Source organism: Corynebacterium lehmanniae (assembly GCF_043161975.1).
GTDB classification, from domain to species: Bacteria; Actinomycetota; Actinomycetes; order Mycobacteriales; family Mycobacteriaceae; genus Corynebacterium; species Corynebacterium lehmanniae.
The window spans coordinates 182184-206135 of record NZ_CP170998.1; the positions used below are offsets into that span (position 1 = coordinate 182184).

Sequence of the window (23952 nt, forward strand, 5' to 3'; positions counted from 1 at the left end):
CATGGCTGAGATCCACGTCCACACAATCCCGGTGCGCTGGAGCGACTTCGACCGCTACGGGCACGTGACCAATTCCGCTTACATCGAGCTCGCCCAGGAGGCGCGCTTGGCGTTCGCGCAGGAGTTCTTCTTCTCCCAGGGCCACGAGTTCGTGGTGTTCGTGCGCCGCCTCGAGGTGGATTACGTCCGCCCGATCCTGCCCAACACCACGGAGGTGACGGTGGAGACGCAGGTGTCCAACGTGGGCAACACGTCGTTCACCACCCGCCAGGAAATCAAGGATGCGCAGGGCAAGGTCTGCTGCGTCATCGACTGCGTGCAGGTCACGGTGGATACCACCACGACCTCGCCGCGCGAGATCACGCAGAAAGAGATCGGCATCCTGTCACAAACGGCCGGGGCCTAAGTGGTCGAGGTTCGCATCGAGCGCGGCGCGCGCGGGCTCACCGCGCTGCTTTCGCGCGCGCTCGCGCTGGACGCCCAGGCCTCCGCGCGCATCCAGGAGGTGGGGGAGGGCCAGCTCGACGTGTTCGTGACCACGCCGTTTGATGCCATTGCTTCTCGACGCACCTCCGGCTCCACCACGCACCCCGGCGCCACCGTCAGCGCTCGCGATTTGCTCGACGCGCTGCAGTCCGGCGCGACCGAGGTCGGCCCCGCCCGCGACGCCGCCTGGCCCGGGGCCCTGCCGCCGGCCAGCGGCTTCATCGCCCGCGAGGAAGTCCCCATCGGCGTCGCCCGCCGCCTGGCGGACGAGGGCCGCAACCTGGCGCGCCAATTCTCCGGCCCGGCCGGCCCGCCGCGCTCACTTCTCGACGGGGTAGTGCTCACCGCCGACGCCGACAGCGACAACCCGGTGGAGATCCCCATGCGGATGATCTTCGCCTGCACCTCGCTCGGGCTGATCCCCGGCTTCGAGGCCCCCGCCGAAATCCCGCGCCACCTGCGCGTTGCCACCTCCGGCAGCTGGGTGCGCTTGGACGCGCCGTTCGGCTCCGTCTACCGCAGCACCCGGCCGAACCTGCTGTTTTAGTACGCGCGCGGGCCCTGGTTGATCATCATGTAGGCCACGCGCTGCATGTGGTTCCACATTTGGGCGCGGTAGGCGGGCGGCAGCTCGTCGTCAGTAAATTGCTCCATGGAATTGCCCATGAGCTCCAACCACCGGTCCGCCTCCGCCTCACCGATGGCGAAGGGCAAGTGGCGCTTGCGCAGCATCGGGTTGCCGCGCTTTTCCTGGAAGGTGCGCGGGCCGCCCCAGTACTGCACCAAAAACCAGCGCAGGCGGTCCTGTGCGCCGTCCCAATCCTGGTCCGGGTACATCGGGCCGATGAGGTCGTCCTCTTTGACCTGCGTGTAAAAGCCCTCGACGAGGCGGTGGAAGAACGCGTCGCCACCGACGGCGTCGTAAAGCGTCTGCTCCTGCTTAGGACCGATCTCCATTGCTCTCCTTCATCTCTACAAGCACAGAATCCATCGCCGTGAGCACCACGTCCTGCTCGTGCAGCGCCGCCAGGATGCGGTGGTTCAGGTGGCGGGCCACGCCCCACTGCTCGCCCGGCATCGTGGTCACGCTCAGGCGGAACGACACGTAGGTCGGGTTGAACTCGCTGGGACCCAGCATCGTCGGCGTGCCCATGACCAGATCGCGGATCTCCGGGTCCTCGCACGCCGCGACTGCGGTTTCCTCGATGACGCGCGAGACCTTGTCCGGGTTGGCCATGACCGACACCGGGATCTGCAGACGCGCCGTGGAGAAACGCGCAGAGTGGTTGCCCACCTGCTCGATATCGCCGTTGCGGATGTGCCACAGGGCGCCGTCGATGTCGCGCAGCGTAGTGATGCGCAGCGACATCTCCTCCACCTCGCCGACAATGTCGCCGACCTGGATGGTGTCGCCCACGCCGAACTGGTTCTCAATGAGGATGAACATGCCGGAGAAGAAATCCTTCACCAGCGACTGCGCACCAAAACCGATGGCCACGCCGACCACGCCGGCGGACGCGATCAACGGCGCGACGTTCACCCCCAGCTGATCCAGCACGGCGAGGATCGCCCACGTCCAAATCACAATCGCCGCGACGGAACGGCCCACGTTGCCCAACGTCTTCATGCGCTGCTGGCGGCGGGCCTCCTGCGCCCGGTACTGCGGGGTGTCCTCCACGGTGGGGGCGATGAACGGGGTGCGCTCGATGCCGTGACGGGTGGCGCGGTTGATCACCTTGCGCGCCACCCAGCTCAGCACCAGCGCGACCACGATGATCAGCAGGATTTTCAGGGGGCGTTCCACCACGAGTTCGTGGGTGGCTGGGTCGTTCCACCAGTTGGTGACGCCGTCGACGGCCTCGTCGACCTTTTCTGCAGTATCTGTTTGCGCTTTCATCGGGAGCGAGTCTAGTGCATAAAAATGCCCGCGGAATGAACCGCTTGGTCTACTGTCTGTGGGCATGACTGGATTTGCTACCGACGCCATTCACGCCGGCTACGAACCCGACAGCCTGTACGGGCCGATCAACACGCCGATCTACGCGTCCACCACGTTCGCCCAGGACGGGCTGGCGGAGCTGCGCGGCGGCTACGAGTACACCCGCGTGGGCAACCCCACCGTCACCGCGCTGGAAAAGGCCGTCGCGGCGCTGGAGAGCGCCGAGTACGCCGTGGCCTACTCCTCGGGCATGGCGGCTATCGACGTCATCCTGCGCATCCTGCTCAAACCCGGCGACCACATCGTCGTGTCCAACGACGCCTACGGCGGCACCTACCGCCTGATCCAGCAGGTTTTCACGCAGTGGGGCGTGGAAAACACCGTGGTGGACATGACCAACCCGGAAGAGGTCGCCGCGGCCGTCAAGGACAACACCAAGGCCATCTGGGTGGAAACGCCGACGAACCCGATGCTGGACATCGTGGACATCGAAGCCATCGCCGCCGTGAAGAAGCAGGCCGCGCTGGTAGTGGACAACACCTTCGCCTCGCCGTACCTGCAAAAGCCGTTCGAACTCGGCGCGGACGTGGTGGTGCACTCCACGACGAAGTACATCGGCGGCCACTCGGATGTGGTCGGCGGCATCGTCTGCGGCGACGATTCCCGCGTGCCCGGCTTCCACGAGCAGCTGCGCTTCTTCTTCGGCTGGGTCGGCGCGAACCCGTCCCCGTTCGACACGTACCTCACCGGCCGCGGCCTGAAGACGCTTTCCGTGCGCATGGACAAGCACTGCGACAATGCGGAAGCCGTCGCAAAGTTCTTGGATGCCCAGCCCCAGGTCGCGCGCGTGTGCTACCCGGGCCTGGAGACCCACCCGGGCCACGAAACCGCAAGCAAGCAGATGACCCGCTTCGGCGGTATGGTCTCCGTGCTGTTCCAGACCACCGAGCAGGCCAAAACCTTCTGCAAGTCCACCAAGCTGTTCTGCCTGGCGGAGTCCCTAGGCGGCGTGGAGAGCCTGCTCGAGCACCCCGCCACCATGACGCACGTTTCCGTCGCCGGCTCCGCGCTCGAGGTGCCGGGCGAGCTCGTGCGCATCTCGGTGGGCATCGAGGAAGAGGCCGACCTCATCGCCGACCTCGAGCAGGCGCTTACTCAGCTGTAGCGTCGACCTCGCGGTTGCGCACCGCACGGGCGATGCGGTCCTGGCCCTCGGCGATGACGCGCTTCAGCCCGGCCGGGGCGTCGCCGCCCAGCAGCGCGTTCGCCTTGTCAACGGCGCCGGCGGTGACATCCCAGCGCGGGTACATGCCCTCGAGGGTGCGCTGCGCCATCTCGTTGGTCAGCCGCTCCCACAGCGCGGGCGCGGCGCGGAAGTACTCGTCGGTCAGCCCCTCGAGCCCGTCGTAGGTGAACGTCAGCCCGTCCATGAGGTAGCGGGCTTCGAGGTTGGTCAGGTCGTCTTCCACAAGCTTCTGCCAAGCCCATCGCTTATCGACGACAGCTCTCGCCCGCAGACGCGAAATCGCGCCCTCCGACGTGTTGTCCTGCTCCTTCTCCGCCGCCTCCAGCGGCAGGGCGCCGGCGGCGATGAGGTTCGTGATGGCCAGCCAGCGCACCTCCTGGTTGTCGGAATGCTGGAGCAGCTCCTTGAAGTAGGCGATCGTCTCCTCGGTCGGCGTCAGGCGGGCCAGTGCGCGGTCGAAGATGGCGGCCGGTTCCGCGCCGCGGAAGGCGGCGTTGAGCAGGTCCATGCCCTCGCCCTCCCAGGCGGGGTCGACGTACTGGCGCACCGCCTGCGTGGCCTGTGCCAGCAGGCGCTCCTGCACGCTCGGGTGGGTTTCGGCGGCGGCGTGGGCGGCGACCAGCTTCACAAACTCGCGGGCGGCCAGCTCGCCGTCGCGCACCGACTCCCACAGCGACGACCAGATCAGGGTGCGCGCCAGGGAATCCTCGATCTCGCCGATGTGCTCCAACGCGAACTTTTGGTGCTCCGGGGTCAGGCGCATCTTGGCGTAGGTCAGATCGTCGTCGTTGACGATCGCCAGGTCGTGCTCGATGCCGGCGAGCTCGGGGATCTCGGTGCGTTCGCCGTCGATGTCGGTCTCGATCTGCTTGACGCGGGTAACGGAGCCGTCGACAAGCTTGTAGAGCCCCACGCGCACACGGTGCGGGCGCGGATCCTCCTGCAGCACCGCGAAGCGCTCGCCGATCTCCGGGCGCAGCGTCGACGGGCCCGTGGTGCGCAGCCACTTTTCGGCCCAGCCCGAAAGGTCGCGGCCCGACGCCTCCTCGAGCGCGCCGAGCAGGTCCGCGAAGGTGGCGTTGGAGTAGGCGTGGTTGTCGAAGTGCTTGCGCACGCCGGCGAAGAACTCCTCGTAGCCCACGTACGCCTGCAGCTGCTTCAGCACCGACGCGCCCTTGGCGTAGGTGATGCCGTCGAAGTTCTGCTCCGCGGTCTCGATGTCCGGGGCGTCCGCGGCGATCGGGTGCGTGGACGGCAGCTGGTCCTGCTGGTACGCCCACGCCTTCTCCACGGACGCGAACGTGGTCCACGCATCCGCGTACTCGCCGATCGCCGTCTGCGCGGTGGCCGCGGACCAGGTGGCGAAGGACTCGTTGAGCCACAAATCGTCCCACCACTGCATCGTGACCAAATCGCCGAACCACATGTGCGCCATCTCGTGCAGGATGGTGTCGTTGCGGCGCTCCAGGCGGTACGGGGTGGGCTCGGAGGTGAAGATGTACTCGTCGCGGTACGTCACGCAGCCGACGTGCTCCATCGCGCCCATGTTGTACTCCGGGCAAAACACCTGGTCGTACTTGTCGCCGAACGGGTAAGTGCGGCCGAAGTTGGCGTGGTAGAAGTCGAAGCCCTCCTTGGTCTGGCGGAAGATGCGCTCCGAATCCATGTGGGGGATCAGCGATGCGCGGGCGTACAGGCCGAGCTCGATGGTGCGGCCGTCGCCGGCGTCGTAGGTGTCGGAGATGCGCTCAAACTCGCCGGCGCAGATCGCGATGAGGTAGGTCGACAGCGGGTAGTCGATCGTGGTGGTCCAGGTGGAGGTGCCGTCGCCGTTATCGGTGCGTTCGACCGCCTCGTTGAGGATCACGGTGTAGCGCTCCGGCGCCTTGACGCTGACGGTGTAGGTGGCCTTCAGGTCCGGCTGGTCGAAGCCGGCGAACACCTTCATCGCCATCGCCGGCTCGAACTGGGTGTACAGGTAGTCCTTGCCGTCCACCGGGTCGGTGAACTTGTGCAGGCCCTCGCCGGTGCGGTTGTACGCGTCGTGGGAGGTGACGACCAGCGTGTGGGCGCCGTCGCTAAGCGAAAGCTCCCGGCCTGTCTCATCGCCGTCGAGGGTGGCCTCGAAGCCTGCCGCCACCAGGTCGAAGTGGGTGGTGCCCGCCTTCGAATCGAAGTTCACGGTGCTCACCGTGGTGAACTCTTCCGCCCCGGTGATGTCCACGGCGATGTCGTAGCGGACGTTGGAAATCAGTTCGGCGCGCGCCTGCGCGTCCTTGCGAGTCAAATTAGTCTTCATCTGCCGCAGCCTACACGCGCTATCGTGGGCGCCATGACGGAACAAGTGAAATTTTGGTTTGACGTATCCTGCCCGTTCGCATGGCAGACCTCCCGCTGGATCAAAGAGGTGGAGAAGGTCCGCGACATCGAGGTCGAATGGGTGCCCATGTCGCTCGCAGTGCTTAACGACGGCCGCGACATCCCCGAAGACTACGCCGCCATGATGGAAGCGAACTGGGGTCCGGCGCGCGTGTTCGCGAAGGTCAAGGAGGAGCAGCCCGAGAAGGTCGACGAGCTGTACACCACGATGGGCACGATGATCCACGCCGGCGGCGAAGGCGGCAAGAAGGGCGACGGCGCCTACGACGAGATCATCGCGAAGGCGCTGGCGGAGGTGGGCCTGCCGGAAAATTTCGCTGAGGTGGCCAACACGTCCGACTGCGACGATTTGCTGCGCGGCTTCCACGCCACCGCCATGGACGCCGTCGGCGACGACGTGGGCACCCCGGTGGTCAAGCTCGGCGACAACGCGTTCTTCGGGCCCGTGATCACCCGCGTGCCGGAAGGCGAAGAGGCCGGCGCATTGTTCGATCACGCGGTTGGGTTGGCGGAGTTCCCGTACTTCTTCGAACTCAAGCGCACCCGCACGGAGATGCCCCAGGTACGCTAAACGCCATGCGTATTTACCTTGGAGCAGACCACGCCGGATTCGAGCGCAAGAACCAGATCAAGGCCCACCTTGAGGCCCAGGGCCACGAGGTGACCGACTGCGGCGCCCACGAGTACGACGCCTTGGACGACTACCCGGCGTTCTGCATCGCCGCCGCTGAGGCCGTGGTGGCGGACCCGGGTGCGCTGGGCATCGTGCTCGGCGGCTCCGGCAACGGCGAGCAGATCGCCGCGAACAAGGTCAAGGGCGCGCGCTGCGCCCTGGCGTGGTCGGAAGAGACCGCGAAGCTCGCCCGCGAGCACAACAACGCACAGCTCATCGGCATCGGCGGCCGCATGCACACCGAGGAAGAGGCGCTCGCAATTGTCGACGCCTTCGTGTCCCAGCCGTGGAGCGAAGAGGAACGCCACCAGCGCCGCATCGACATCCTCGCCGAGTACGAGCGCACCGGCGTCGCGCCCGAGCTGCCGTAAGCTGCGTCACCAGCCCGCGAAGTAGCGCTCCAGCTGCAGCGGGCCCGCAACCGGGGTCATCCCGATGTCCTCGGGGTTCGCGGTGACCGGCTCCATTTCCAGCGCGGCGGCGCGCTTCGTGCGCACCACCGTGCCGTCGGGGCAGAGCACGTACTCCACCGCCAAAAGCGCGGCCATATCCTGCGGCGCCCAGCCCGCGCCGACGGCGATGTTCACCCGCGCGTCAACCTCGTCGGTGCCCACTCGCGGGTCGTCCGCGAACAGCGCCGGCACCTCCGCCACCCGAACGTACGCGCCGACCTTCAGCCACTCCGAGATGACGAACTCGCGCACCCCCTCGCCGTCCAGCTCCGGGACCTCCACCTGCATGTCGAAGGTGTCGAAGATGACCCCGTCCGGCCGCGCCAGTGGGTGCGTCACGCGCCGGGCCAGCGCCAGCGACTCGGCGTTTTTGACAGCGGTGGCGGCGGCCGGGTCGTCGTAACGCTTGCCAAAGTCCTCCTCCGCGTGGTGCGCGACGGCCGCCGGCTCGTGCACGAAGCTCGCACCGGCGTTCCAGGCGCGGAAGCCGAACTCCCAGTCCTCGCCGCCGTAGCCGACGAGCGTGCCGTCGAAGCCGCCGACCTCGTCGAAGAACTCGCGCGAGCACGTCAGCACCGCCGAGATGATGTAGCGCCATGAGCTGTGGTCGGCGTTGCGGAGGTTGGCGGTGGCGGACCAGGCGTCGATAAGCCATTGCGGCTCTTTGTCCTCGGCGCCGGTGCGGCGCGCGCCGACGACCACCGCCCGCGCATCCCCCACGATGTGCGGCACGACCGCGGAGAGGTAGCCGGGTTCGGGCACGGTGTCGGCGTCGAGAAACGCGAGCACCTCGCCGCGCGCCGCGTCCGCGCCGAGGTTGCGCGCCGCGGCCGCCCGGAAGCCCTTGTCCTCCTGGCGCACCACGCGCACCCCCTCGATTTCGGGCGGTTCGGCGGAGCCGTCGTCGGCCACGACGATCTCCACTTCGCCCGCGTAGTCCTGCGCGCGCACCGCCGCGACGACCCGTTCGAGCGCATCCGCGTCGTTGTAGTGCGGGATGACCACGCTCACATCAGGCCAGCTAAACGCCATGTTTCCTCCCACTGTTGCGCGACCTCGGCCCAGCCGTAGCGCGGCGGGTCCATCTGCTTGGGCACATGCTTATCGACGGCCTCCCGCCACCCGCCGTCAGCCACCAACGTCACGCGCCCGGGCAGCCACGCGTCGATCTCGCGGGCGTAGGCGGAGTCGCGCACCAGCACGGTGCGGCCCGCGCCCAGCCAGGCCATCAGCGAGCCGGAGGCGGAAAAGTGGCGGTGCGGGCACACCGGTACGGCGATGCGGCCCATCTCGGCGGCGAGTTGGGCGTCGGAAAGCCAGCCCGTGATCTCGGCGTCGAGGTTTTCGGCCCATGTTTCGTGGCCGTGTGAGACCGCGCCGAGGAAGCGCAGGCGGCGGTCCGGCAGTGCTGCGATGAGGTCCTCGTGGCCCTTGCCGGGGTAGAGGAACCCCAGCACGCCGACGCTGCCCGGCTCGGGGTTGAAAGGGGAGTCGATGACCGGGATGGGCAGGCGGATCACGGTTGTTGCGGCGTCGAAGAAGGACGCCTCGTGGTCGGAGTTGACCACCGCGGCGTCCGCCCTTTCGACCAGCTCGCGGTAGACCCCGGCGCGGCGGGCGTAGCGCTCGGCGCCCTCCTCGGGCTGGGGGATGTCGTGCAGGCTCACGGACAGCGGGCCGTCGATGCGCGCCAAAAGGCGCTCGGCCGTGTCGCCGAAAAGGTGGTCGGTGAACGTGACGTGGACGGGGCCGGCGAGCGGGGTATCGCCGAACGTCTCCTCCCGGACGACCTCGGCGCCGGTGGCGCGGGCGAGCCCGAGGGCGTATTCGGTCACCCCGTGGCCCGCGGGGCCGACGATGAGATGTTTCATTGCACCAACCCTAGATTCGCCAGGCGCTCCGCGTGGCGCTGCAACCCGTGGGCGACCAGCGCCGGGCGCTCACGGTAGAACTCCAGCTGCGCGGCGCGGATCTCGTCGGCGTCGATGACCCCGCCGCCGCGCTCGCGCCACTCATCGCGGCCGTGCACCGAAACACCCAGGGCGTCGGCGGCCTCGGCGTCGACGGGCGCGTCCAGCCCGCCGAGCATTTCGTAGTCGGGGGCGGTCGGGGCGTCGGAAAGCCCGAGCGCCTCTAACACACGCGACGCCATGAACGCAAGGGTGGCGTTGTCGGGGTGGTTGACGGTGTGCCACACCGGGTTTGTCTCCAGGTAGTCCGAGACGACAACCGCGCCGTGGGCGCGCTCGCGCACCCGCATCTGCTCGACGGACATCGCGGCTGCGCGGCGCAACGCATCCGGCGGAGGCGGCGCGGCCGGGGCATACCCCGCGGCCACGGCCAAGGTGCGCAGGTCGTGGTACGGCACCACCGGCGGGTTCAACGACGGGTCATCCGGGTCGCGGATGATGGCCTGGTGGGGCATGAGCCCGTCGAAACGCAGCACCGGCACGACTACCCGCCGCGCCGACGTGCGCAGCTGCCGGGTGCCCACGGGCAGGCCGCGGTAGTTGTCGCGGATCGGTTGCGTCACCAGCACGTCGGCGCGGGCTACCAGGTCCAGAAACCACCCCATGTCTGCTGCTTCAAGCTCGTGGACTGGGGCGATGCGCTCGCCGGTGAAGTGCCCGGTGGACATGAGCAGCTTGCGCGTGGACTCCGCCTGGCAGTTGCCAACAACGACGAGCAAAGACATGCCAACACAGTATGCGAAAACGTTTATATTAGTGGGGTGCGCGTTCTGTCTATTCCCTCCGGTCACCCGTACACGCAGGCTATCCGCCCTGCTGGCGTGGAGTTTCTGCCGGACCCGGACATCGACGGCAACTGGTGGCCGCACCCCGCCTTCGAGGCCGAGTTTTGGCGCGACCCGCCCGCGGTGGACCTCGTGCACGTCCACTTCGGTTTCGAGCACCGCACGCCCGCGCAGATCGCGGAGCTTTGCCGCGCGCTGCCGGTGCCGCTGGTGCTCACCGTCCACGACTTGGACAACCCGCACCTTGAGGACCAGACCGAGCATCACGAGCGATTGCAATTGCTTATCGACGAAGCATCCGCCCTCATCACCCTCACCGACCAAGCCGCCGACATTCTTACCCGCGACTTCGGCGCGGGCGACGTGCGGGTGGTGCCGCACCCGCGGATCGTTCAGGAGCCGGTGGCGGTGGAGCCGGGCGATCGCGCGGCGGTGTTTTTGAAGTCGGTGCGCTCTAACGTGGTTTCGGACGCGCAGTTCTACCGCGATATCGCGGCGCGGGTGCCGTTGGATGTGTATGTGCATGGGGGAGCGGAGCTTGCGTCGATAGGCACTGTGGTGCACGAGCCGATGAGCGACGACGAGCTGCACGCCGCCGTGGGACGCGCCGGGGTGTGCGTGCTGCCCTACACCCGCGGCACACACTCAGGGTGGCTGGAGATGTGCCGCGACCTCGGCGTTCCCGTGGCGGTGCCGGACTGCGGCTGCTACGCCGGGCAAGCCGACACGCGCGACGCGGTGGAGGTCTACCGGACCGGCGACGGGCGCGCGGCCGGTGAGGCTGCGGCGCGGCTGCTCGCGCGCGGGCCGGTGCCGTACGCCGGCGACCGGGCGAAACAGCTGGACGAGGTGCGCCGCGCGCACGAGGAGATTTACAGGAAAGTGGTGAGCGAGTGACCGTTGCCGCGAAACCCGCGCCGCGCGCCTCGCGCACCGGCAAGCTGCGCATCGCACTGGTGGGGCCCGCGCGCTACCCGGTGCGCGAACCCTACGCCGGCGGGCTGGAAGCGTTCTGCCACACCATGGTCGCAGCCCTGCGCGACCTGGGCCACGACGTGGACTTCTTCGCCGCCGAAGGCTCCGACGGCAACGACAAGACACTCGAACTGCCCGGGGTGGACTGGGGCGCGGACGCCGCAGACGCCACCGACACCACCTACCCCGAAGGCGGCCGCGAGCGCGAAAACGCCGCGTTTGTGCAGCTGCGCCGACTGTTAGTCGCCCGCGGCTACGACGTGGTGCACAACAACAGCCTCAACCCGTACATCTTCCCCTCGGCCGCGTCGCCGGAGCCGCTGCCGATGCTGACCACGCTGCACACCCCGATGGTCGACGAGATCCAGGCCGCCATCACCGCAGCGGGCCTGCGCGCCGGGCGGTTCGCCGCCGTGAGCCGCACCACCGCGCGCGACTGGCGCCTGCCCAGCGAGCCGGTGATCATCCCCAACGGCGTCGACGTGGACCTGTGGCGTCCCGGCGACGGCGGCGACATCGCCGTGTGGTTTGGCCGCCTCGTGCCGGAAAAGGGCGCGCATTTGGCTATCGACGCCTGCCGCACCGCCGGCATCCCCCTCGTCCTGGCAGGTCGCAACGGCGACCACCACTACTTCCGCGACGAAATCGAGCCGCGGCTCGGGCACGACGCGCAGTGGATCGGCGAGCTCTCCCACGCCGAGCTGCGGCGCCTGGTTGCCGGGTGCGGCGTCGCGGTGGTCAGCCCGCGGTGGGAGGAACCGTTCGGCCTCGTCGCGTTCGAGGCGATGGCGTGCGGAACCCCCGTTGCGGCGTTTCGCCGCGGCGGCATGGGCGAGCTGCTTCGCGACGCCCCCGCCGCCCTCGCCCCCGCCGACGACGTCGACGCGCTCGCCGCCGCGATCACCCAGGCGCGGGGGATTGAGAGGGACGTGGTGCGCCGTTGGGTCGTCGAGAGGCATTCGCTTTCCCAAACCGCGAAGCATTACACCGACATCTTCCGCCAGGTGGCGGCGTTTGGAAAGGTAGGACAATGATCGGGATCTACGCCCACCACCACGGCTCCGGGCACCTGCACCGCTGCCGCGCCATCCAGCGCGAGCTGCGCGCGATGGGGCATGAGGCGCAGATTTTGTCCACGACGGGCGGGGACGTTGCGCTTCTCGACGACGCCAGCGCCGGCCCACGCGAACTGCGCAGCGGGCGCGCGATGACCGCCGGGGGCACGCTGCATTACGCGCCGTACGGGGCGCCGCAGATCGCATCAAGGTTCGCGCAGATCGCCGACTGGGTGGCCGAGAACCAGCCGGAGGCGTTCTACGTGGACGTGTCCAACGAGGTCGCCGCGTTCGTGCGGATCATGGGTGTGCCGGTGGTGGTGCACGCGATGCCGGGCTACCGCGGCGACGCCCCGCACCAGCTCGCCTATTCGCAGGCCGACGCGATCGTCGCGGCGTGGCCGGACTGGGTCGAGGTGCCCGATCACCTGCGCGCGCACGCCGACCGGCTGCACGCTGTCGGCGGGATTTCGCGGCTGACCCCGCGCGAGGGTGTCGAGCGCGACCCGAACCACGTGGTGGTGATGGCGGGCCTGGGCGGTTCGACGTGGTCGCCTGCCGACTGGGAGGCGGTGCAGGCCGCCTGCCCCGAGTACCGTTTCACGTTTTTGGGCGGCGACAACCACGTCGACGACCCGACGGAGTTGCTGCAGTCCGCGGGCATCGCCGTGACCGCCGGCGGGCAGAACTCCGTGGCGGACCTGGCGGCCACCGACACCCCGGCGGTAATCCTGCCGCAGCCGCGCCCCTTCACCGAGCAAAAAGCGGGCGCGAAAGCACTCGAAAGCTTGGCGACGGTACGAAACGCCTTCCCCGCCCCCGAAGAATGGCCCGAACTGCTGCGACGCCGCGACACCGACTGGGCCCGTTGGCAGACAGACGGCGCGGCGCGCCGGGCCGCCGAGGTCATCGCCAGCGTGGCGGGGGACCCCGGCCAGCCGGCGACCTGCGTGATCACGCTCGCCGACGTCAACCGGCGCGACCACCTGACTCACCAGGTCAACCTCATGCCGATGGGCGTCGACCACGTCACCGTCGCACTGAATGATGTGGACGAGTTGGCCAAAGCGGTGCCGAAAAGCTGCGTGGTTCCAGGACCGCGCAACCTCGCCGCCGCCCGCAACCTGGGCGCGAAGGTGGCCATCGAACGCGGCGCTGAGGTGCTCGTGTTCCTGGACGCGGACTGCCTCGCCTCCGACGCGCTCGTGCCGCGCTACGTCGCGGCGCTCACGCGGCGCCCCGAGGCCGTCGCCGCAGGTCCGGTGACCTACATGAAGCAGGGCGAGCTGCGCGTCACCGACCCCGAGCCGCACCCCGCCCGCCCCAATCCGGACGACGGCGAGCTCGTCGACGCCGACAACTACAACCTGTTCTGGTCCCTGTCCTTCGCGCTGACCGCAACAACGTGGGAGCGCATCGAGCACGACTTCGGCGGCTTCGACCCCACCTTCGAGGGCTACGGCGGGGAAGACACCGACTTCGCCCGCGAACTTGAGCGCCACCGCACCCCGCTCGTCTGGGTCGGCGGGGCCCACGCCTACCACCAGTGGCACCCCGTGTCCTCGCCGCCGTGGGAACACATCGAGGACATCGTCGCCAACGCCAACCGGTTCCACGACAAATGGGGAACCTTCCCCATGGAAGGTTGGTTGGAGGCGTTCGAGGCCGAAGGTGCCGTCGAGAAGCAAGAAGCCCCGAAGCGCTATATCCTGCGGAACCATGAACTTCACCATCCACGAGGGAAGCACTGACTGCCCGGTGATCGTGCACGTGCCGCACGCGTCGCGCGAGATCCCGGCCGAGGTTGCTGCTGATTTCATCGCCACCGACGACCAGATTGCGCGCGAGCTCGACCGCGTCACCGACGACCACACCGACACCCTCGCCGCGGCCGCCGCCGAGCAGTCCGGGTGCGCGCCGTGGATGATCGTGAACAACCTCTCGCGCCTGGTCGCGGACCCGGGGCGGTTCTCCAACGAACGCGAATCCATGGACTCGACCGGGCGCGGCGCCATCTTCCTCAAGCTTGGCGACGGCAACCCGCTGCGGCCTTTGGACATGGACGTCGCAGACCTGAAAGCCGAGTACTACTTCCCGTACGCCGACGCCGTATCGAAGCTGGTCTCTGGCCGCATCCAGGACTGCGGCTGCGCCGTGATCGTGGACGTGCACTCGTACAACAACCAGCCCGACGAGTACCGCATCCACCCCGGCAAACTCCTGCCGGACGTGTGCATCGGCACCCACTCCGTGCACACACCCGCCGTGCTTGCCGACGAAGCCGCCCGCACCTTCACCGCCGCCGGCTTCAACGTCGAACGCAACACCCCGTTCGCCGGGGCGTACGTGCCGGTGGACTACGACAAAAACACCTCCGTTTTGGCCGTGATGTTCGAGGTGCGCAAAGACCTGCTGGAAAACGACGAGTCGCGCGTGCGCGTCGAAGCCGCGCTGGCCGAGGTGATCTGCAAGGCCGTGGAGATTTCCCGCACCGACATGGGCCGCCCGCTGTAGCGCCGTTTTTGGGCATGCCGATGTGCCCGCCCTTTCGGGGCGGGTTTTCGGTGTGTGGTTAGTCGAAGAGCAGCTCCATCGCGCCCGGGGTGGTCATGGGGACGCGTGTGCCGTTGGGTGCGACCCAGTGGATGCGGGCGTTGGGGTTGTCGATGTAGCCGAACGGGCCTTGCCTGTTGTCGGCGTTGACCCCGTTGTGGAAGGGGCACAGTTCGGCGAGGTTGTCCATGTTGGTCATTCCCCCGTAGCGCCACGCGTTGATGTGGTGGGTTTGGGTGGTCTCTGCCGAGTGTTTGCAGTCGGGAAACGCGCAGGCCGGGCAGAGCAGCTTCGACATGACCTTCTGCTTCGCGTTGGCGCAGCGCTCGGCGTAGTACAGGTTGACCGGGCCTTCTTGGGGGTGGAACGCGGCGACTTCGAGTATGTCGCCGAATTCGTGCTCCATGTACTCGGCACCGGTCATGGTGGTGCCGTCGGTGCAGATCAACGTGACTTCGTCGGCGTGGCCTGATTGGATGCGGGCCCAGTCGGCGATCGGCACCAGGATGATCGGCCGGAAGTTCGCCTTCGGTATGCCTTTGCCGTCGCGCAGGATCCCGATAAGGGTGTGGGCCATTTGGGCGGCGGCGGGGTCGTCTGCGTCGATGAGTTTGCGCAGCAGGTGCTCAAGATCGGCGAGGTCGCGCTCGTTGTAGGTGAGGATCATGGTGCGCATGCCGGCCTTGGAGCGGGAAAACTTGCACGAGGGTGGGGCGGGTTTGACGGGTTGTTTGATCAGCCGTTTGATCCGCTTGGTCAACGCCCGGTAGGAGCCGCGGTGGCGCACCAGGTCGAGTCGGATGCGCCAGCGTTCGGCGGCGCCTTCGACGGCGAGGAGTTTTTTCTCGATGTGCACGAGCTGGTCGACCGGCAGACCGTGCGCTGCTTCGAGTGCGTCGCGTTGTTTGCGGGTGAATTGGGTCGGACCAAAGTAGGTGTGGTGCACCCGCGCCAAGTCGCGGACCCGGCCAGACGACAGGCCGGCGGCCATGGCTACATCGCGGTCGAAGTCGGCGAGGACGGAAACGCCTGCGGAAACAAAGTCGGTGAAGTTCATGGCCTGAAAGCTATGGCGGCCACACAACACCAAACAAGACCCAAATCAAAATCTGTGGATAACCCCCGCCGGTTGTTGACGCCGCAACACAGTTGTCCACAGAAACGCAAAACGCGGTGGCGCAAGCACGCCACCGCGGTATACGTTGCAAAGTTTTAGCGCTTGGACACCTTGCCGGTCTTGCCCGCCACAGGCGCGACCACCGAGGCGCGCGCGAAGAACCAGCCCAACGCCGTCACACCCGCCGCGACCAGGAACAACACCACACCGATCCAGCTGGTGGCGTCCTCGCGCGCGGCGAACATCGCGTTCATGTTGCCGCGCAGGCCGGTGGTGAGCACGAGGAACACGTGCACCACCACAAACGCCACGAAGTAAATCATGGTGGGGAAGTGCACCGCGCGCGCCCACGACACCGGCACCGCCTTCCACGACGCCGGCCACATGCTGCTCATGCGGAAACCAGACACGATGGCCAGCGGCGAGGCGATAAACACGGTGACGAAGTACGACAGCTCCTGCAGCGCGTTGTAGTACAGCCAGGGGTTTTCCGTCGGCCAGTCCAGCGACAGGTACTGCAGGCCCGCCGACACCGCGTGCGGGATCGCGTCCCAGCTGGTGGGCACGATGCGCATCCATTGGCCGGTGGTGAACAGAAGCACGAAGAACACCACGCCGAGGACGACCCACGCGACGTCGAGAAGCTGGTGCAGCCAGAGCGTCACCGAGATCTTTTTGCCGCCCTTCTTCGGCTGCCAGTAGGCGGCGGGGCGTTTCTCGCGGCGCACGTCAATGCCTGTTTTGATGATCAGCGCCATCAGGAACATGTTGAAGAAGTGCGCCCAGTTCAGCCAGCCGGGCAGCCCGGTGGGGGCGTTGTCCGGCAGCGGCTGGATGCCGTTGTAGCGGGCGATGAAGTCGGCGCCGGCCTCGGTGCCCACGTACCAGCGCGCGCCGAACACGGCCGCGGCGAGCAGCAGCAGCGCACCGATCGCCCATGGGAGCCATTGCCTTACGACGCCCTCCGGTTTCCCCGCCGTCGCCGACGCGGGTGCCGGCTGCGGGGCTGGTTTCGGAGCCGGTTTCGGGGCTGGCTCGGGGGCCGTCTTGGCGACAGCATCGTCCACCACCGTCGCCGCCACAGGCGCCGCGGTCTCGGGCTGTGGCTCCGGCTCGGCTTCCGGCTCCGGCGCGGCGACGCGCACGGTGCCGGCGGGCGGCCACGGTTCGCCGCCCTCGACGCGGGGCAGGCCCTGGCGCAGCGGCACCTCGACGGTGTGCGCCGGCTCGGCAACGTCGGCAACGTCGGCGGCCGCGGCGGAAGCACCAGCGGCAGCGGGCACCGCGACGCGCACCGACCCGGCCGGCGGCCACGGCTCGCCGCCCGGCACGCGCGGCAGGCCGCGGCGCAGCGCCACCTCTGCGGTCTCGGCCGCGTCGGCAACGGGTGCAACGTCAGCCGCAGTGTCCTCGGTCGGCGCGTCGGCGACGTCGACGGTGCCGGCCGGCGGCCACGGCTCGCCGCCCGGCACGCGGGGCAGTCCTCGGCGGAGTTCTACCTGCATTACTTACGCGCCTCGATCTCGGAGATGATGTCCGGCACCAGGTCGAACAGGTCGCCGATGATGCCGAAGTCGGCGATGTCGAAGATCGGGGCGTCCTCGTCGGAGTTGATCGCCACGATGGTGTCGGCAGTCTGCATGCCCACCAGGTGCTGCACCGCGCCGGAGATGCCGACGCCGATGTAGAGCTTCGGGCTGACCATCACACCGGTTTGGCCGATCTGCGCCTCGTAGGGCACCTGGCCTTCGTCGACGGCGGAGCGGGTGGCGCCGACGGCGGCGCCCAGCGCGTCGGCAAGTCCGCCGACGAGGTCTTCGAACATGTCCTCGTCGCCCAAGGACACGCCGCCTGCGACGACCTTGTCGGCGGTGAGCAGGTCGGGGCGGTCCGAGGCGCGCTCCACCGAGGTCACGGAGAGCACTTTTGCCTCTCGACGTCCCGTCGGTGCCACCTCCAACTCCCGCACCTCAGGCGCGGCCGCCTCGGCGCGCCTTTCCACCGCACCCGTGCGCAGGGTGATCGCCGGCGCGGAGTGCGTCGCCGCGGCAGTAGCGGTGTAGACGCCGCCGAAGTTCTGGTGCTCGGTGACGATGCCCTGGTCGTCGCGGGCGACAGACACCGCGTCGGTGAGCAGCGCCTTGCCTGTGCGTGCGGCGAACCGGCCGGCGGCTTCGCGGCCGCGCACGGTGTGGGCGAACAGGACGGCGGCGGGGAAGAGGTCGTCGAACGCGGCGGCAGCTGCGTCGATAAGCGGGGCGTCAGACACCAGCACAACGGCGGCGCCTAAAGCGCCCAGGTCCTCGGCGTGCGCGCTGTCCTGCGCCAGCACCACCGGGGTGCCGACGGCGGACGCGGCGCCGATGAGCTCGGCCGCAACGGGGCTGACCGAGCCGTCGAAGGAGCGGTCCGGGACAACAAGAATCTGGGTCATGGCTGCTCCTTAAATGAGGTTCTTGGATTCGAGGAAGTCCACCAGGCGGGCCGCGGAGGTGGAATTGCCGTCGATGATTTCGCCGCGCTGGCGCTCCGGGCGGCGCTCGATGCCCACCATGATGGCGCGCGGGTGGGTGAAGTCCGCCGGGTCCACGCCGAGCTCGGCGAGGGTGACGGTGTGCAGCTCCTTCTTCTTCGCGGCCATCAGCCCCTTGAAGTTGGGGTAGCGCGGGTCCGCGAACTCGTCGGCGACGGACACCACGGCCGGCAGCTGCGCTTCGAGCTGGGCGGTGGCGGCGTCGGAGGCCTGGGTGGCGCGCACGGTCTCGCCCTCGAGCGTGAGCTCGGTGAGGTTGGTCAGCACCGGCCAGTCCAAAAGCTCGGCCATGAAGGGGGCGATGACGCCGGTGCCGCCGTCGGAGGATTCGGCGCCCGCGATGACGAGGTCGTAGCCCTGCTTCTCGACGAGCTTCGCCAACACCTCACCAGTCAACGTCGCATCCGCGCCCGTGAGCGCGTCGTCCGAGACGATGTAGGCCTCGCTCGCGCCCATGGCGATGCCGCGGCGCACCGAGTCGGCGGAGGATTCTGGGCCGACGCTCAAGATCTCAACCTCGACGTTCTCGCCGGCCTCGGCGATGCGCAGCGCGGCCTCGACGGCGCGCTCGCTGACCTCGTCGGCGACGACGTCGCCGGAGCGGTCCGTCAAACCCGTCTCCAGGTTCATTTCGCGGTCACTGTACGTGTCCGGCACTTCTTTCAGCAGCACAGCAATGCGCACGGCCACTCCTTGCTCTTGAGCTCTCTGGGGTTCGCGATCGCTGTGCAGTGTAACGCACGGCTAAAAGTCGAATCCCCCGAAGTCGAAGCCGCCGCCGTCGCCGAACCCGCCGAAGTCCCCGAAGTCGCCGCCGGCATCGCCCATGTCGCCCATGTCGCCGGCGCCGTCCATGCCTTCCATACCGGCGCCGTCCATGCCGTCGCCAAGCCCGCCGGCCTCAAACGCCTCCGCCGAGGCCACACCGGCCATCCCGGCGAACATGGTGGAGTAGAACATCATGGAGCTTGCGGCCCACACGCCGGTCATCATCGCCGGGCCCCACCACGCGGTGGAGTACCAGCCGGCCGGCACCGGGCGGCCCGCGACGGCGCCGCCGGGGTAGTAGTGCGGCGTCTGCGCGGTGGCGTGCGGCGACGCCATGACCTGCGTGCCGTCCTCCTGCGTGACGGTGCGCTGCTCAGTTACGCGACCTGCCTGGCGCTGGCCCTCCAGCTCCGGCAGCTGCGGGCCGGCGGGCAGCCCCATGATCTCGCGGGCCGCGTTGACGTAGTGCAGGCCCTCCAGCGCGGACTCGCGCGCGAGCATCGCCTGCTTGACGGAGCGTGCCTCGCTCAGCCCGGCGGATGCCGCGTTGAAGCGCTCGGAGGCATCGGCCATCGCCTGCTGCGAGGCGGTGTCGTTGCCGGAGAGGTTCAGCACCTGCGAGCCCAAGCGGTCGGTCCACCGCTTGGCGTCGGCGTACGCGTCGTCGAAAGTCAGCTGCTGCTGCCTTGCCACCTGGCGCCGCGACTGGGGCATCTGCCGCTGCCCGCTCATACTCGACAACACCACCAACGCGCCGATCATCAAGAAAATGAGCAACAGGGTGAACATGACTCCTCCTAAAATTTCGTTCGTGTTTGGTTCAACGCATACGCCTGCGCTAAAGTTCCGCACAGCGCTGCAGATTTCGGCGCCTGGGAATGTCGTATAGTGGCTAATACCTCAGCCTTCCAAGCTGAAGACGCGGGTTCGATTCCCGTCATTCCCTCCACACAAGACACCGGTTCCGGTTGCGGGGCCGGTGTTTTTGTGCCCTCAATGCGGACAGTGATTCAAGCACCGCTACAATGACTGTCCTGAACTACACACGTTCAACGAATGTGGTTCATACCGTGCGGTTTTACCGCAACGGGGCGTGGCGCAGCTTGGTAGCGCACCTGCTTTGGGAGCAGGGGGTCGCAGGTTCAAATCCTGTCGCCCCGACCAAGGCGGGCCCGTGATTTCCGCGGGCCCGCCACATATAAACATCTGACAAACGTTGTTTCGATCTAGTACAGGAGAAATCCGTGAAGACTTCCGTCGACAAGCTCAGCGACACCCGCGTGAAGCTCAACGTCAGCGTGCCGTTCGACGAGCTGGGCAAGGAAATTGACCAGGCCTACAAGGCCATCGCCCAGCAGGTCAACATCCCGGGCTTCCGTCGTGGCAAGGCTCCGCGCCAGCTCATCGACGCTCGCTTCGGCCGCGGCCCGATCCTGGAGCAGGTCGTCAACGACATGCTGCCGACCCGCTACGAGCAGGCCCTGGCGGAAAACGAGATCAACCCGCTCGGCCAGCCGGAGATCGAGATCACCAAGATCGAGGACAACGACGTCGTCGAGTTCACCGCCGAGGTCGACGTGCGCCCAGAGATCGAGGTGCCGGACTTCTCCAAGATCTCCGTGAAGGTTCCGGAGCTCAAGCTTGACGACGAAGCAGTCGACGCCGAGCTGGACACCCTCCGTGAACGCTTTGGTGAGCTCAAGGACACCAAGCGCAAGCTGAAGACCGACGACTACGCCATCATCGACCTCGAGGCCACCGTCGACGGCGAGAAGCTCGACGATGCTTCCGCCGAGGGCCTGACCTACCGCGTCGGCGCCGACGACCTGATGAAGGGCCTGGACACCGCGCTGCGCGGTCTGAAAACCGGCGAGGACGCAGAGTTCGAGTCCGAGATCCAGTACGGCGAGCACAAGGGCGAGAAGGCCACCGTGAAGGTCACCGTCCAGCAGACCAAGGAGCGCAAGCTGCCGGAGCTCGACGACGACTTCGCGCAGATGGCGTCCGAGTTCGACACCGTCGAGGAGCTGCGCAACTCCACCCGCGAGCAGGTTGAGGAGAACGCCAAGGCCAAGCAGGCCGCGGACATCCGCGACGAGGTGCTCAAGGTCGCCCTGGCAGAGTCCACGTTTGCCCTGCCGGAGTCCGTGGTGGACGAGCAGGTGCACAACCAGCTCCACCAGCTGCTGGGCCAGATGGCGCACGACGAGAACGCGTTCGCCCAGCTGCTCGAGGCGCAGGGCACGACCCGCGAGGAGTTTGACAAGCAGTCCCGCGAGCAGGCCGAAGAGTCCGTGCGCACCCAGCTGTTCCTCGACGCTGTGGCAGAGCAGGAGCAGCCGGAGGTCTCCCAGCAGGAGCTGACCGACCACATCCTGTTCACCGCGCAGTCCTACGGCATGGACCCGAACCAGTTCGTGGCCCAGCTGCAGCAGTCCGGCCAGATTGCCAACCTGTTCTCCGACGTGCGCCGCGGCAAGGCCCTGGCCATCGCCATCTCCCGCACCCAGGTCGAGGACGAGGCCGGCAACAAGGTTGACCCGAACGAGTACTTCGGCGAGATCGAAGAGGACGAGGCTGAGGAGTCCGAGGAGAACTAAGCCGTTCTCTTAGCGGCCGGGGCGCGTTGGTGCCCCGGCCGCTTTCGCGTTTTCTGGGCTCCTTCGCCAGATTTGTTCACTCCCACGGACCGTGCCGGTGAATGAATTCCGTTTTGGTCGGATGGTTTGTTCACTTTCCCCAGGTAGCATAAATCCCGGAACCCGGTTGATTCACGCCGCAGTGAACAAATCTCCCTGGGGGACCCCGGCCCCGACACTTCGCGGCGGAATCTGTCAGGCGGCCACGATAGCCCCAGGTCGCCGCAAACGCCCGCCGTAATCTGTCAGGAACCGGCCGCCGGCCACCCCAAAACCGGTCCGAACCGGCCCCAAACTTCCGACCCGTACGCCGGTAGCGAACAGGCTCGGAGTTACAGAATCACCCGAGTAGGGTAGTGGCGTTACCGGATGAACTAGCAAAGGAGCGTCTGTTATGACTTCCCCGACCCAAGGCATGAACCTGGGAGACTCCGTTTATGAGCGTCTCCTCCGGGAGCGCATTATTTTCCTGGGCCAGCAGGTGGACGACGAGATCGCCAATAAGCTCTGCGCCCAGATTCTGCTGTTGTCGGCGGAGGATCCGACGCGCGACATCAACCTCTACATCAACTCGCCGGGCGGCTCCGTCACCGCCGGTATGGCGATTTACGACACGATGAAGTACTCCCCGTGCGACATCGCCACCTACGGCATGGGCCTGGCGGCGTCGATGGGCCAGTTCTTGCTCTCGGGCGGCACGAAGGGCAAGCGTTACGCTCTGCCGCACGCGCGCATTATGATGCACCAGCCGTCCGCAGGCGTCGGCGGCACCGCGGCCGACATCGCTATTCAGGCGGAGCAGTTCGCGGAGACGAAGCGCGAGATGGCGCAGCTCATCGCGGAGCACACGGGCCAGACATTCGAGCAGATCACGAAGGATTCGGACCGCGACCGCTGGTTCAACGCTATGCAGGCGAAGGAGTACGGCATCGTGGACCACGTCATTGAGAATGCGGCCCAGGCCGGCGAGCACTCCATCGGCGAGAACTAAGGCACACGAGGAACTAAGGAGACACCCACTATGACTTTCCAGATGCCCAACTCCCGCTACGTGCTGCCGCAGTTCCTGGAGGAAACGAGCTTCGGCACGAAGCAGATCGACCCGTACGGCAAGCTGTTCGAGGAGCGCATTGTCTTCCTGGGCACCCAGGTGGACGACACGTCGGCGAACGACATCATGGCGCAGCTTCTGGTGCTGGAGTCCCAGGACCCGGACCGCGACATCACCATGTACATCAACTCCCCGGGCGGCTCGTTCACCGCGCTGATGGCTATCTACGACACGATGCAGTACGTCCGCCCGGACGTGCAGACTGTCTGCCTGGGCCAGGCTGCCTCCGCCGCCGCGGTGATCCTCGCCGCTGGTGCGCCGGGCAAGCGCGCCGCGCTGCCGAACTCGCGCGTGCTGATCCACCAGCCGGCGACCCAGGGCACCCAGGGCCAGGTGTCCGACCTGGAGATTCAGGCCGCGGAGATCGAGCGCATGCGCCGCCTCATGGAGGACACGCTCGCGCACCACACGGGCCGCACGTCGGAGCAGGTCCGCATTGACACGGACCGCGACAAGATCCTCACCGCCTCCGAGGCTGTGGATTACGGGATCATCGACCAGGTCTTCGATTACCGCAAGCTCAACGGCTAAGAGCCCACAAAAAATGCGCCCGGTTCACTTCCGGGCGCATTTTGCTTTGCGACGAAACCTCCGGCTACTCCTCAGCCTCCCCGGATGCCGGGTCGCAGAATGCCACGGCGTTGCGGATGGCCTCCGGCGCAGCTTCGAAGTCTTCGCGCGCCCAGCAGACGCCGCCATCGTCGGTGGTGACGGGGTCGACGGAGACCCAGCCCTGGCCCTTGGCGGCCCAGTAGTAGTCCTGGCCGTCGGAGGTGACGGTGCGGGCCCATTCGCGGTCGCAGAAGGTGGAGTACTCCTGGTTGCCGGACGCCGCGCCCTGGGTGGGCCAGGCGCAGGTGGCGCCGGGGCGGTCGTCGACGATGGTTTCGCGCACCGGCTCCGGCTCACGCGCCGCGTTGTTGGAGTCGTTGGAGCTGCGCGACTCCGAGCGCTTAGAGCTGGACTTCGTTGAGGTGCGCGTGGACGACTTGGTCGACGAAGACGAGCTCGACGAGGACTTCTTCGTCGTGGTGGACGTGGAGGTGGTGGTTTCCTCATCCTCGTCGTCGTCCTCGGTGGACGTCGGCGTCGGGGTGGCGGTGGTGCTGGTCTGCGGGAAGTCCAGCATGGGTTCTGCCAGGGGCTCTGCGTCCGCGCCGGAGTCGGAGCAACCGGCAAGCAGCGACGCGGCGAGGGCGGCTGCGGCGAAGGCAGAAAGTGTGCGGCTGCGATTCACGGATCGGTTCCTTTCGGGGTGCTCAGCGTTGGGG

General features: G+C 67.5%; 24 protein-coding genes and 2 tRNA genes. 14 read left to right on the forward strand and 12 right to left on the reverse strand.

Going from position 1 to position 23952, the window contains the following annotated elements; genetic code table 11:
• The first annotated feature begins 1 nt into the window (after position 1).
• Complete coding sequence (locus tag ACF3NP_RS00895) at positions 2-406, forward strand: acyl-CoA thioesterase (protein WP_181888963.1); 405 nt, start codon at positions 2-4, stop codon at positions 404-406.
• A complete protein-coding gene (locus ACF3NP_RS00900) occupies positions 407-1033 on the forward strand; it encodes a hypothetical protein (RefSeq protein WP_392398828.1) in 627 nt (208 codons plus the stop codon).
• Here ACF3NP_RS00900 and ACF3NP_RS00905 read toward each other — a convergent pair.
• Together ACF3NP_RS00905 and ACF3NP_RS00910 are read right to left on the reverse strand one after the other, a co-directional pair.
• Positions 1030-1443 carry a globin gene (locus tag ACF3NP_RS00905; protein WP_269028440.1) on the reverse strand — a complete coding sequence of 138 codons (414 nt, stop codon included), beginning with the start codon at positions 1441-1443 and terminating at the stop codon, positions 1030-1032. The two genes, ACF3NP_RS00900 and ACF3NP_RS00905, sit on opposite strands and share 4 nt — an antisense overlap.
• Positions 1427-2383, reverse strand: a complete 957-nt coding sequence (locus tag ACF3NP_RS00910) for a mechanosensitive ion channel family protein (RefSeq protein ID WP_392398829.1) — start codon at positions 2381-2383, stop codon at positions 1427-1429. The genes ACF3NP_RS00905 and ACF3NP_RS00910 overlap by 17 nt, the downstream gene beginning before the upstream one ends.
• Positions 2384-2447: 64 nt before the next feature.
• On the opposite strand from ACF3NP_RS00910, the gene ACF3NP_RS00915 reads away from it, so the two are divergent.
• Entirely contained in the window at positions 2448-3590 is a 1143-nt protein-coding gene (locus ACF3NP_RS00915) for a cystathionine gamma-synthase (RefSeq protein ID WP_392398830.1), read from the forward strand.
• Here the strand turns inward: ACF3NP_RS00915 and pepN are convergent.
• Positions 3577-5970: an aminopeptidase N gene (gene pepN, locus ACF3NP_RS00920; RefSeq protein WP_181888958.1), complete on the reverse strand. Its 2394-nt coding sequence runs from the start codon at positions 5968-5970 to the stop codon at positions 3577-3579. The two genes, ACF3NP_RS00915 and pepN, sit on opposite strands and share 14 nt — an antisense overlap.
• Before the next feature lie 33 nt (positions 5971-6003).
• Between pepN and ACF3NP_RS00925 the strand changes: the two genes are divergently transcribed.
• Positions 6004-6621, forward strand: coding sequence for a mycothiol-dependent nitroreductase Rv2466c family protein (locus ACF3NP_RS00925; RefSeq protein WP_181888957.1), 618 nt, complete (start codon positions 6004-6006; stop codon positions 6619-6621).
• Between the two features lie 5 nt (positions 6622-6626).
• Positions 6627-7094: a ribose-5-phosphate isomerase gene (locus ACF3NP_RS00930; RefSeq protein WP_181888956.1), complete on the forward strand. Its 468-nt coding sequence runs from the start codon at positions 6627-6629 to the stop codon at positions 7092-7094.
• 6 nt (positions 7095-7100) lie between these two features.
• On the opposite strand, the gene ACF3NP_RS00935 is transcribed toward ACF3NP_RS00930, so the two are convergent.
• The 3 genes from ACF3NP_RS00935 to ACF3NP_RS00945 are packed head-to-tail and all read right to left on the reverse strand — an operon-like array spanning position 7101 to position 9870.
• Positions 7101-8207: a glycosyltransferase family 2 protein gene (locus tag ACF3NP_RS00935; protein WP_392398831.1), complete on the reverse strand. Its 1107-nt coding sequence runs from the start codon at positions 8205-8207 to the stop codon at positions 7101-7103.
• Entirely contained in the window at positions 8183-9046 is an 864-nt protein-coding gene (locus ACF3NP_RS00940; RefSeq protein WP_392398832.1) for a glycosyltransferase family protein, read from the reverse strand. The genes ACF3NP_RS00935 and ACF3NP_RS00940 overlap by 25 nt, the downstream gene beginning before the upstream one ends.
• Positions 9043-9870, reverse strand: coding sequence for a WcbI family polysaccharide biosynthesis putative acetyltransferase (locus ACF3NP_RS00945; protein ID WP_392398833.1), 828 nt, complete (start codon positions 9868-9870; stop codon positions 9043-9045). The genes ACF3NP_RS00940 and ACF3NP_RS00945 overlap by 4 nt, the downstream gene beginning before the upstream one ends.
• A gap of 36 nt (positions 9871-9906) precedes the next feature.
• On the opposite strand from ACF3NP_RS00945, the gene ACF3NP_RS00950 reads away from it, so the two are divergent.
• The 4 genes from ACF3NP_RS00950 to ACF3NP_RS00965 are packed head-to-tail and all read left to right on the forward strand — an operon-like array spanning position 9907 to position 14474.
• Positions 9907-10827: a glycosyltransferase gene (locus ACF3NP_RS00950; protein ID WP_392398834.1), complete on the forward strand. Its 921-nt coding sequence runs from the start codon at positions 9907-9909 to the stop codon at positions 10825-10827.
• On the forward strand, positions 10824-11939 hold the full coding sequence (locus tag ACF3NP_RS00955; RefSeq protein ID WP_392398835.1) for a glycosyltransferase: 1116 nt from the start codon (positions 10824-10826) through the stop codon (positions 11937-11939). The genes ACF3NP_RS00950 and ACF3NP_RS00955 overlap by 4 nt, the downstream gene beginning before the upstream one ends.
• Entirely contained in the window at positions 11936-13711 is a 1776-nt protein-coding gene (locus tag ACF3NP_RS00960) for a glycosyltransferase (RefSeq protein WP_392398836.1), read from the forward strand. Before ACF3NP_RS00955 ends, ACF3NP_RS00960 begins: the two co-directional genes overlap by 4 nt.
• The gene (locus ACF3NP_RS00965; protein WP_181888951.1) at positions 13680-14474 is read left to right on the forward strand and encodes an N-formylglutamate amidohydrolase; all 795 of its coding nucleotides are present in this window, start codon (positions 13680-13682) and stop codon (positions 14472-14474) included. Before ACF3NP_RS00960 ends, ACF3NP_RS00965 begins: the two co-directional genes overlap by 32 nt.
• 58 nt (positions 14475-14532) lie before the next feature.
• Here ACF3NP_RS00965 and ACF3NP_RS00970 read toward each other — a convergent pair whose 3' ends face one another.
• The 5 genes from ACF3NP_RS00970 to ACF3NP_RS00990 form a co-directional block, all read right to left on the reverse strand.
• On the reverse strand, positions 14533-15570 hold the full coding sequence (locus ACF3NP_RS00970) for an HNH endonuclease signature motif containing protein (protein WP_181888950.1): 1038 nt from the start codon (positions 15568-15570) through the stop codon (positions 14533-14535).
• 155 nt (positions 15571-15725) lie between these two features.
• Positions 15726-17135: a cytochrome b/b6 domain-containing protein gene (locus ACF3NP_RS00975; protein ID WP_181888949.1), complete on the reverse strand. Its 1410-nt coding sequence runs from the start codon at positions 17133-17135 to the stop codon at positions 15726-15728.
• Positions 17135-18064, reverse strand: coding sequence for an electron transfer flavoprotein subunit alpha/FixB family protein (locus ACF3NP_RS00980; protein ID WP_392398837.1), 930 nt, complete (start codon positions 18062-18064; stop codon positions 17135-17137). The genes ACF3NP_RS00975 and ACF3NP_RS00980 overlap by 1 nt, the downstream gene beginning before the upstream one ends.
• 9 nt (positions 18065-18073) lie before the next feature.
• Entirely contained in the window at positions 18074-18847 is a 774-nt protein-coding gene (locus ACF3NP_RS00985; RefSeq protein WP_392398838.1) for an electron transfer flavoprotein subunit beta/FixA family protein, read from the reverse strand.
• A gap of 60 nt (positions 18848-18907) precedes the next feature.
• Positions 18908-19720: a DUF1542 domain-containing protein gene (locus ACF3NP_RS00990; protein WP_392398839.1), complete on the reverse strand. Its 813-nt coding sequence runs from the start codon at positions 19718-19720 to the stop codon at positions 18908-18910.
• Positions 19721-19805: 85 nt separating this feature from the next.
• Here ACF3NP_RS00990 and ACF3NP_RS00995 point away from each other — a divergent pair.
• The 5 genes from ACF3NP_RS00995 (at position 19806) to ACF3NP_RS01015 (ending at position 23212) form a co-directional block, all read left to right on the forward strand.
• A tRNA-Gly gene (locus tag ACF3NP_RS00995) sits at positions 19806-19880 on the forward strand.
• A 138-nt stretch (positions 19881-20018) separates the two neighbouring features.
• Positions 20019-20095 (forward strand) — tRNA-Pro (locus ACF3NP_RS01000).
• A gap of 80 nt (positions 20096-20175) precedes the next feature.
• Positions 20176-21531 carry a trigger factor gene (tig, locus tag ACF3NP_RS01005; RefSeq protein ID WP_181888945.1) on the forward strand — a complete coding sequence of 452 codons (1356 nt, stop codon included), beginning with the start codon at positions 20176-20178 and terminating at the stop codon, positions 21529-21531.
• Positions 21532-21964: 433 nt separating this feature from the next.
• A complete protein-coding gene (locus ACF3NP_RS01010; RefSeq protein ID WP_181888944.1) occupies positions 21965-22561 on the forward strand; it encodes an ATP-dependent Clp protease proteolytic subunit in 597 nt (198 codons plus the stop codon).
• 30 nt (positions 22562-22591) lie between these two features.
• The gene (locus ACF3NP_RS01015) at positions 22592-23212 is read left to right on the forward strand and encodes an ATP-dependent Clp protease proteolytic subunit (protein ID WP_034998194.1); all 621 of its coding nucleotides are present in this window, start codon (positions 22592-22594) and stop codon (positions 23210-23212) included.
• Between the two features lie 64 nt (positions 23213-23276).
• On the opposite strand, the gene ACF3NP_RS01020 is transcribed toward ACF3NP_RS01015, so the two are convergent.
• The gene (locus ACF3NP_RS01020; protein WP_392398840.1) at positions 23277-23918 is read right to left on the reverse strand and encodes a hypothetical protein; all 642 of its coding nucleotides are present in this window, start codon (positions 23916-23918) and stop codon (positions 23277-23279) included.
• Between the last annotated feature and the right edge of the window lie 34 nt (positions 23919-23952).

Bases quoted from the DNA above. Each gene is read 5' to 3' on its own strand.
- ACF3NP_RS00895 (WP_181888963.1), top strand. From the start codon at position 2: ATGGCTGAGATCCACGTCCACACAATCCCGGTGCGCTGGAGCGACTTC.
- ACF3NP_RS00905 (WP_269028440.1), bottom strand. From the start codon at position 1,443: ATGGAGATCGGTCCTAAGCAGGAGCAGACGCTTTACGACGCCGTCGGT.
- ACF3NP_RS00910 (WP_392398829.1), bottom strand. From the start codon at position 2,383: ATGAAAGCGCAAACAGATACTGCAGAAAAGGTCGACGAGGCCGTCGAC.
- ACF3NP_RS00915 (WP_392398830.1), top strand. From the start codon at position 2,448: ATGACTGGATTTGCTACCGACGCCATTCACGCCGGCTACGAACCCGAC.
- pepN (WP_181888958.1), bottom strand. From the start codon at position 5,970: ATGAAGACTAATTTGACTCGCAAGGACGCGCAGGCGCGCGCCGAACTG.
- ACF3NP_RS00925 (WP_181888957.1), top strand. From the start codon at position 6,004: ATGACGGAACAAGTGAAATTTTGGTTTGACGTATCCTGCCCGTTCGCA.
- ACF3NP_RS00930 (WP_181888956.1), top strand. From the start codon at position 6,627: ATGCGTATTTACCTTGGAGCAGACCACGCCGGATTCGAGCGCAAGAAC.
- ACF3NP_RS00935 (WP_392398831.1), bottom strand. From the start codon at position 8,207: ATGGCGTTTAGCTGGCCTGATGTGAGCGTGGTCATCCCGCACTACAAC.
- ACF3NP_RS00940 (WP_392398832.1), bottom strand. From the start codon at position 9,046: ATGAAACATCTCATCGTCGGCCCCGCGGGCCACGGGGTGACCGAATAC.
- ACF3NP_RS00945 (WP_392398833.1), bottom strand. From the start codon at position 9,870: ATGTCTTTGCTCGTCGTTGTTGGCAACTGCCAGGCGGAGTCCACGCGC.
- ACF3NP_RS00960 (WP_392398836.1), top strand. From the start codon at position 11,936: ATGATCGGGATCTACGCCCACCACCACGGCTCCGGGCACCTGCACCGC.
- ACF3NP_RS00965 (WP_181888951.1), top strand. From the start codon at position 13,680: ATGAACTTCACCATCCACGAGGGAAGCACTGACTGCCCGGTGATCGTG.
- ACF3NP_RS00970 (WP_181888950.1), bottom strand. From the start codon at position 15,570: ATGAACTTCACCGACTTTGTTTCCGCAGGCGTTTCCGTCCTCGCCGAC.
- ACF3NP_RS00975 (WP_181888949.1), bottom strand. From the start codon at position 17,135: ATGCAGGTAGAACTCCGCCGAGGACTGCCCCGCGTGCCGGGCGGCGAG.
- ACF3NP_RS00980 (WP_392398837.1), bottom strand. From the start codon at position 18,064: ATGACCCAGATTCTTGTTGTCCCGGACCGCTCCTTCGACGGCTCGGTC.
- ACF3NP_RS00990 (WP_392398839.1), bottom strand. From the start codon at position 19,720: ATGTTCACCCTGTTGCTCATTTTCTTGATGATCGGCGCGTTGGTGGTG.
- ACF3NP_RS01010 (WP_181888944.1), top strand. From the start codon at position 21,965: ATGACTTCCCCGACCCAAGGCATGAACCTGGGAGACTCCGTTTATGAG.
- ACF3NP_RS01015 (WP_034998194.1), top strand. From the start codon at position 22,592: ATGACTTTCCAGATGCCCAACTCCCGCTACGTGCTGCCGCAGTTCCTG.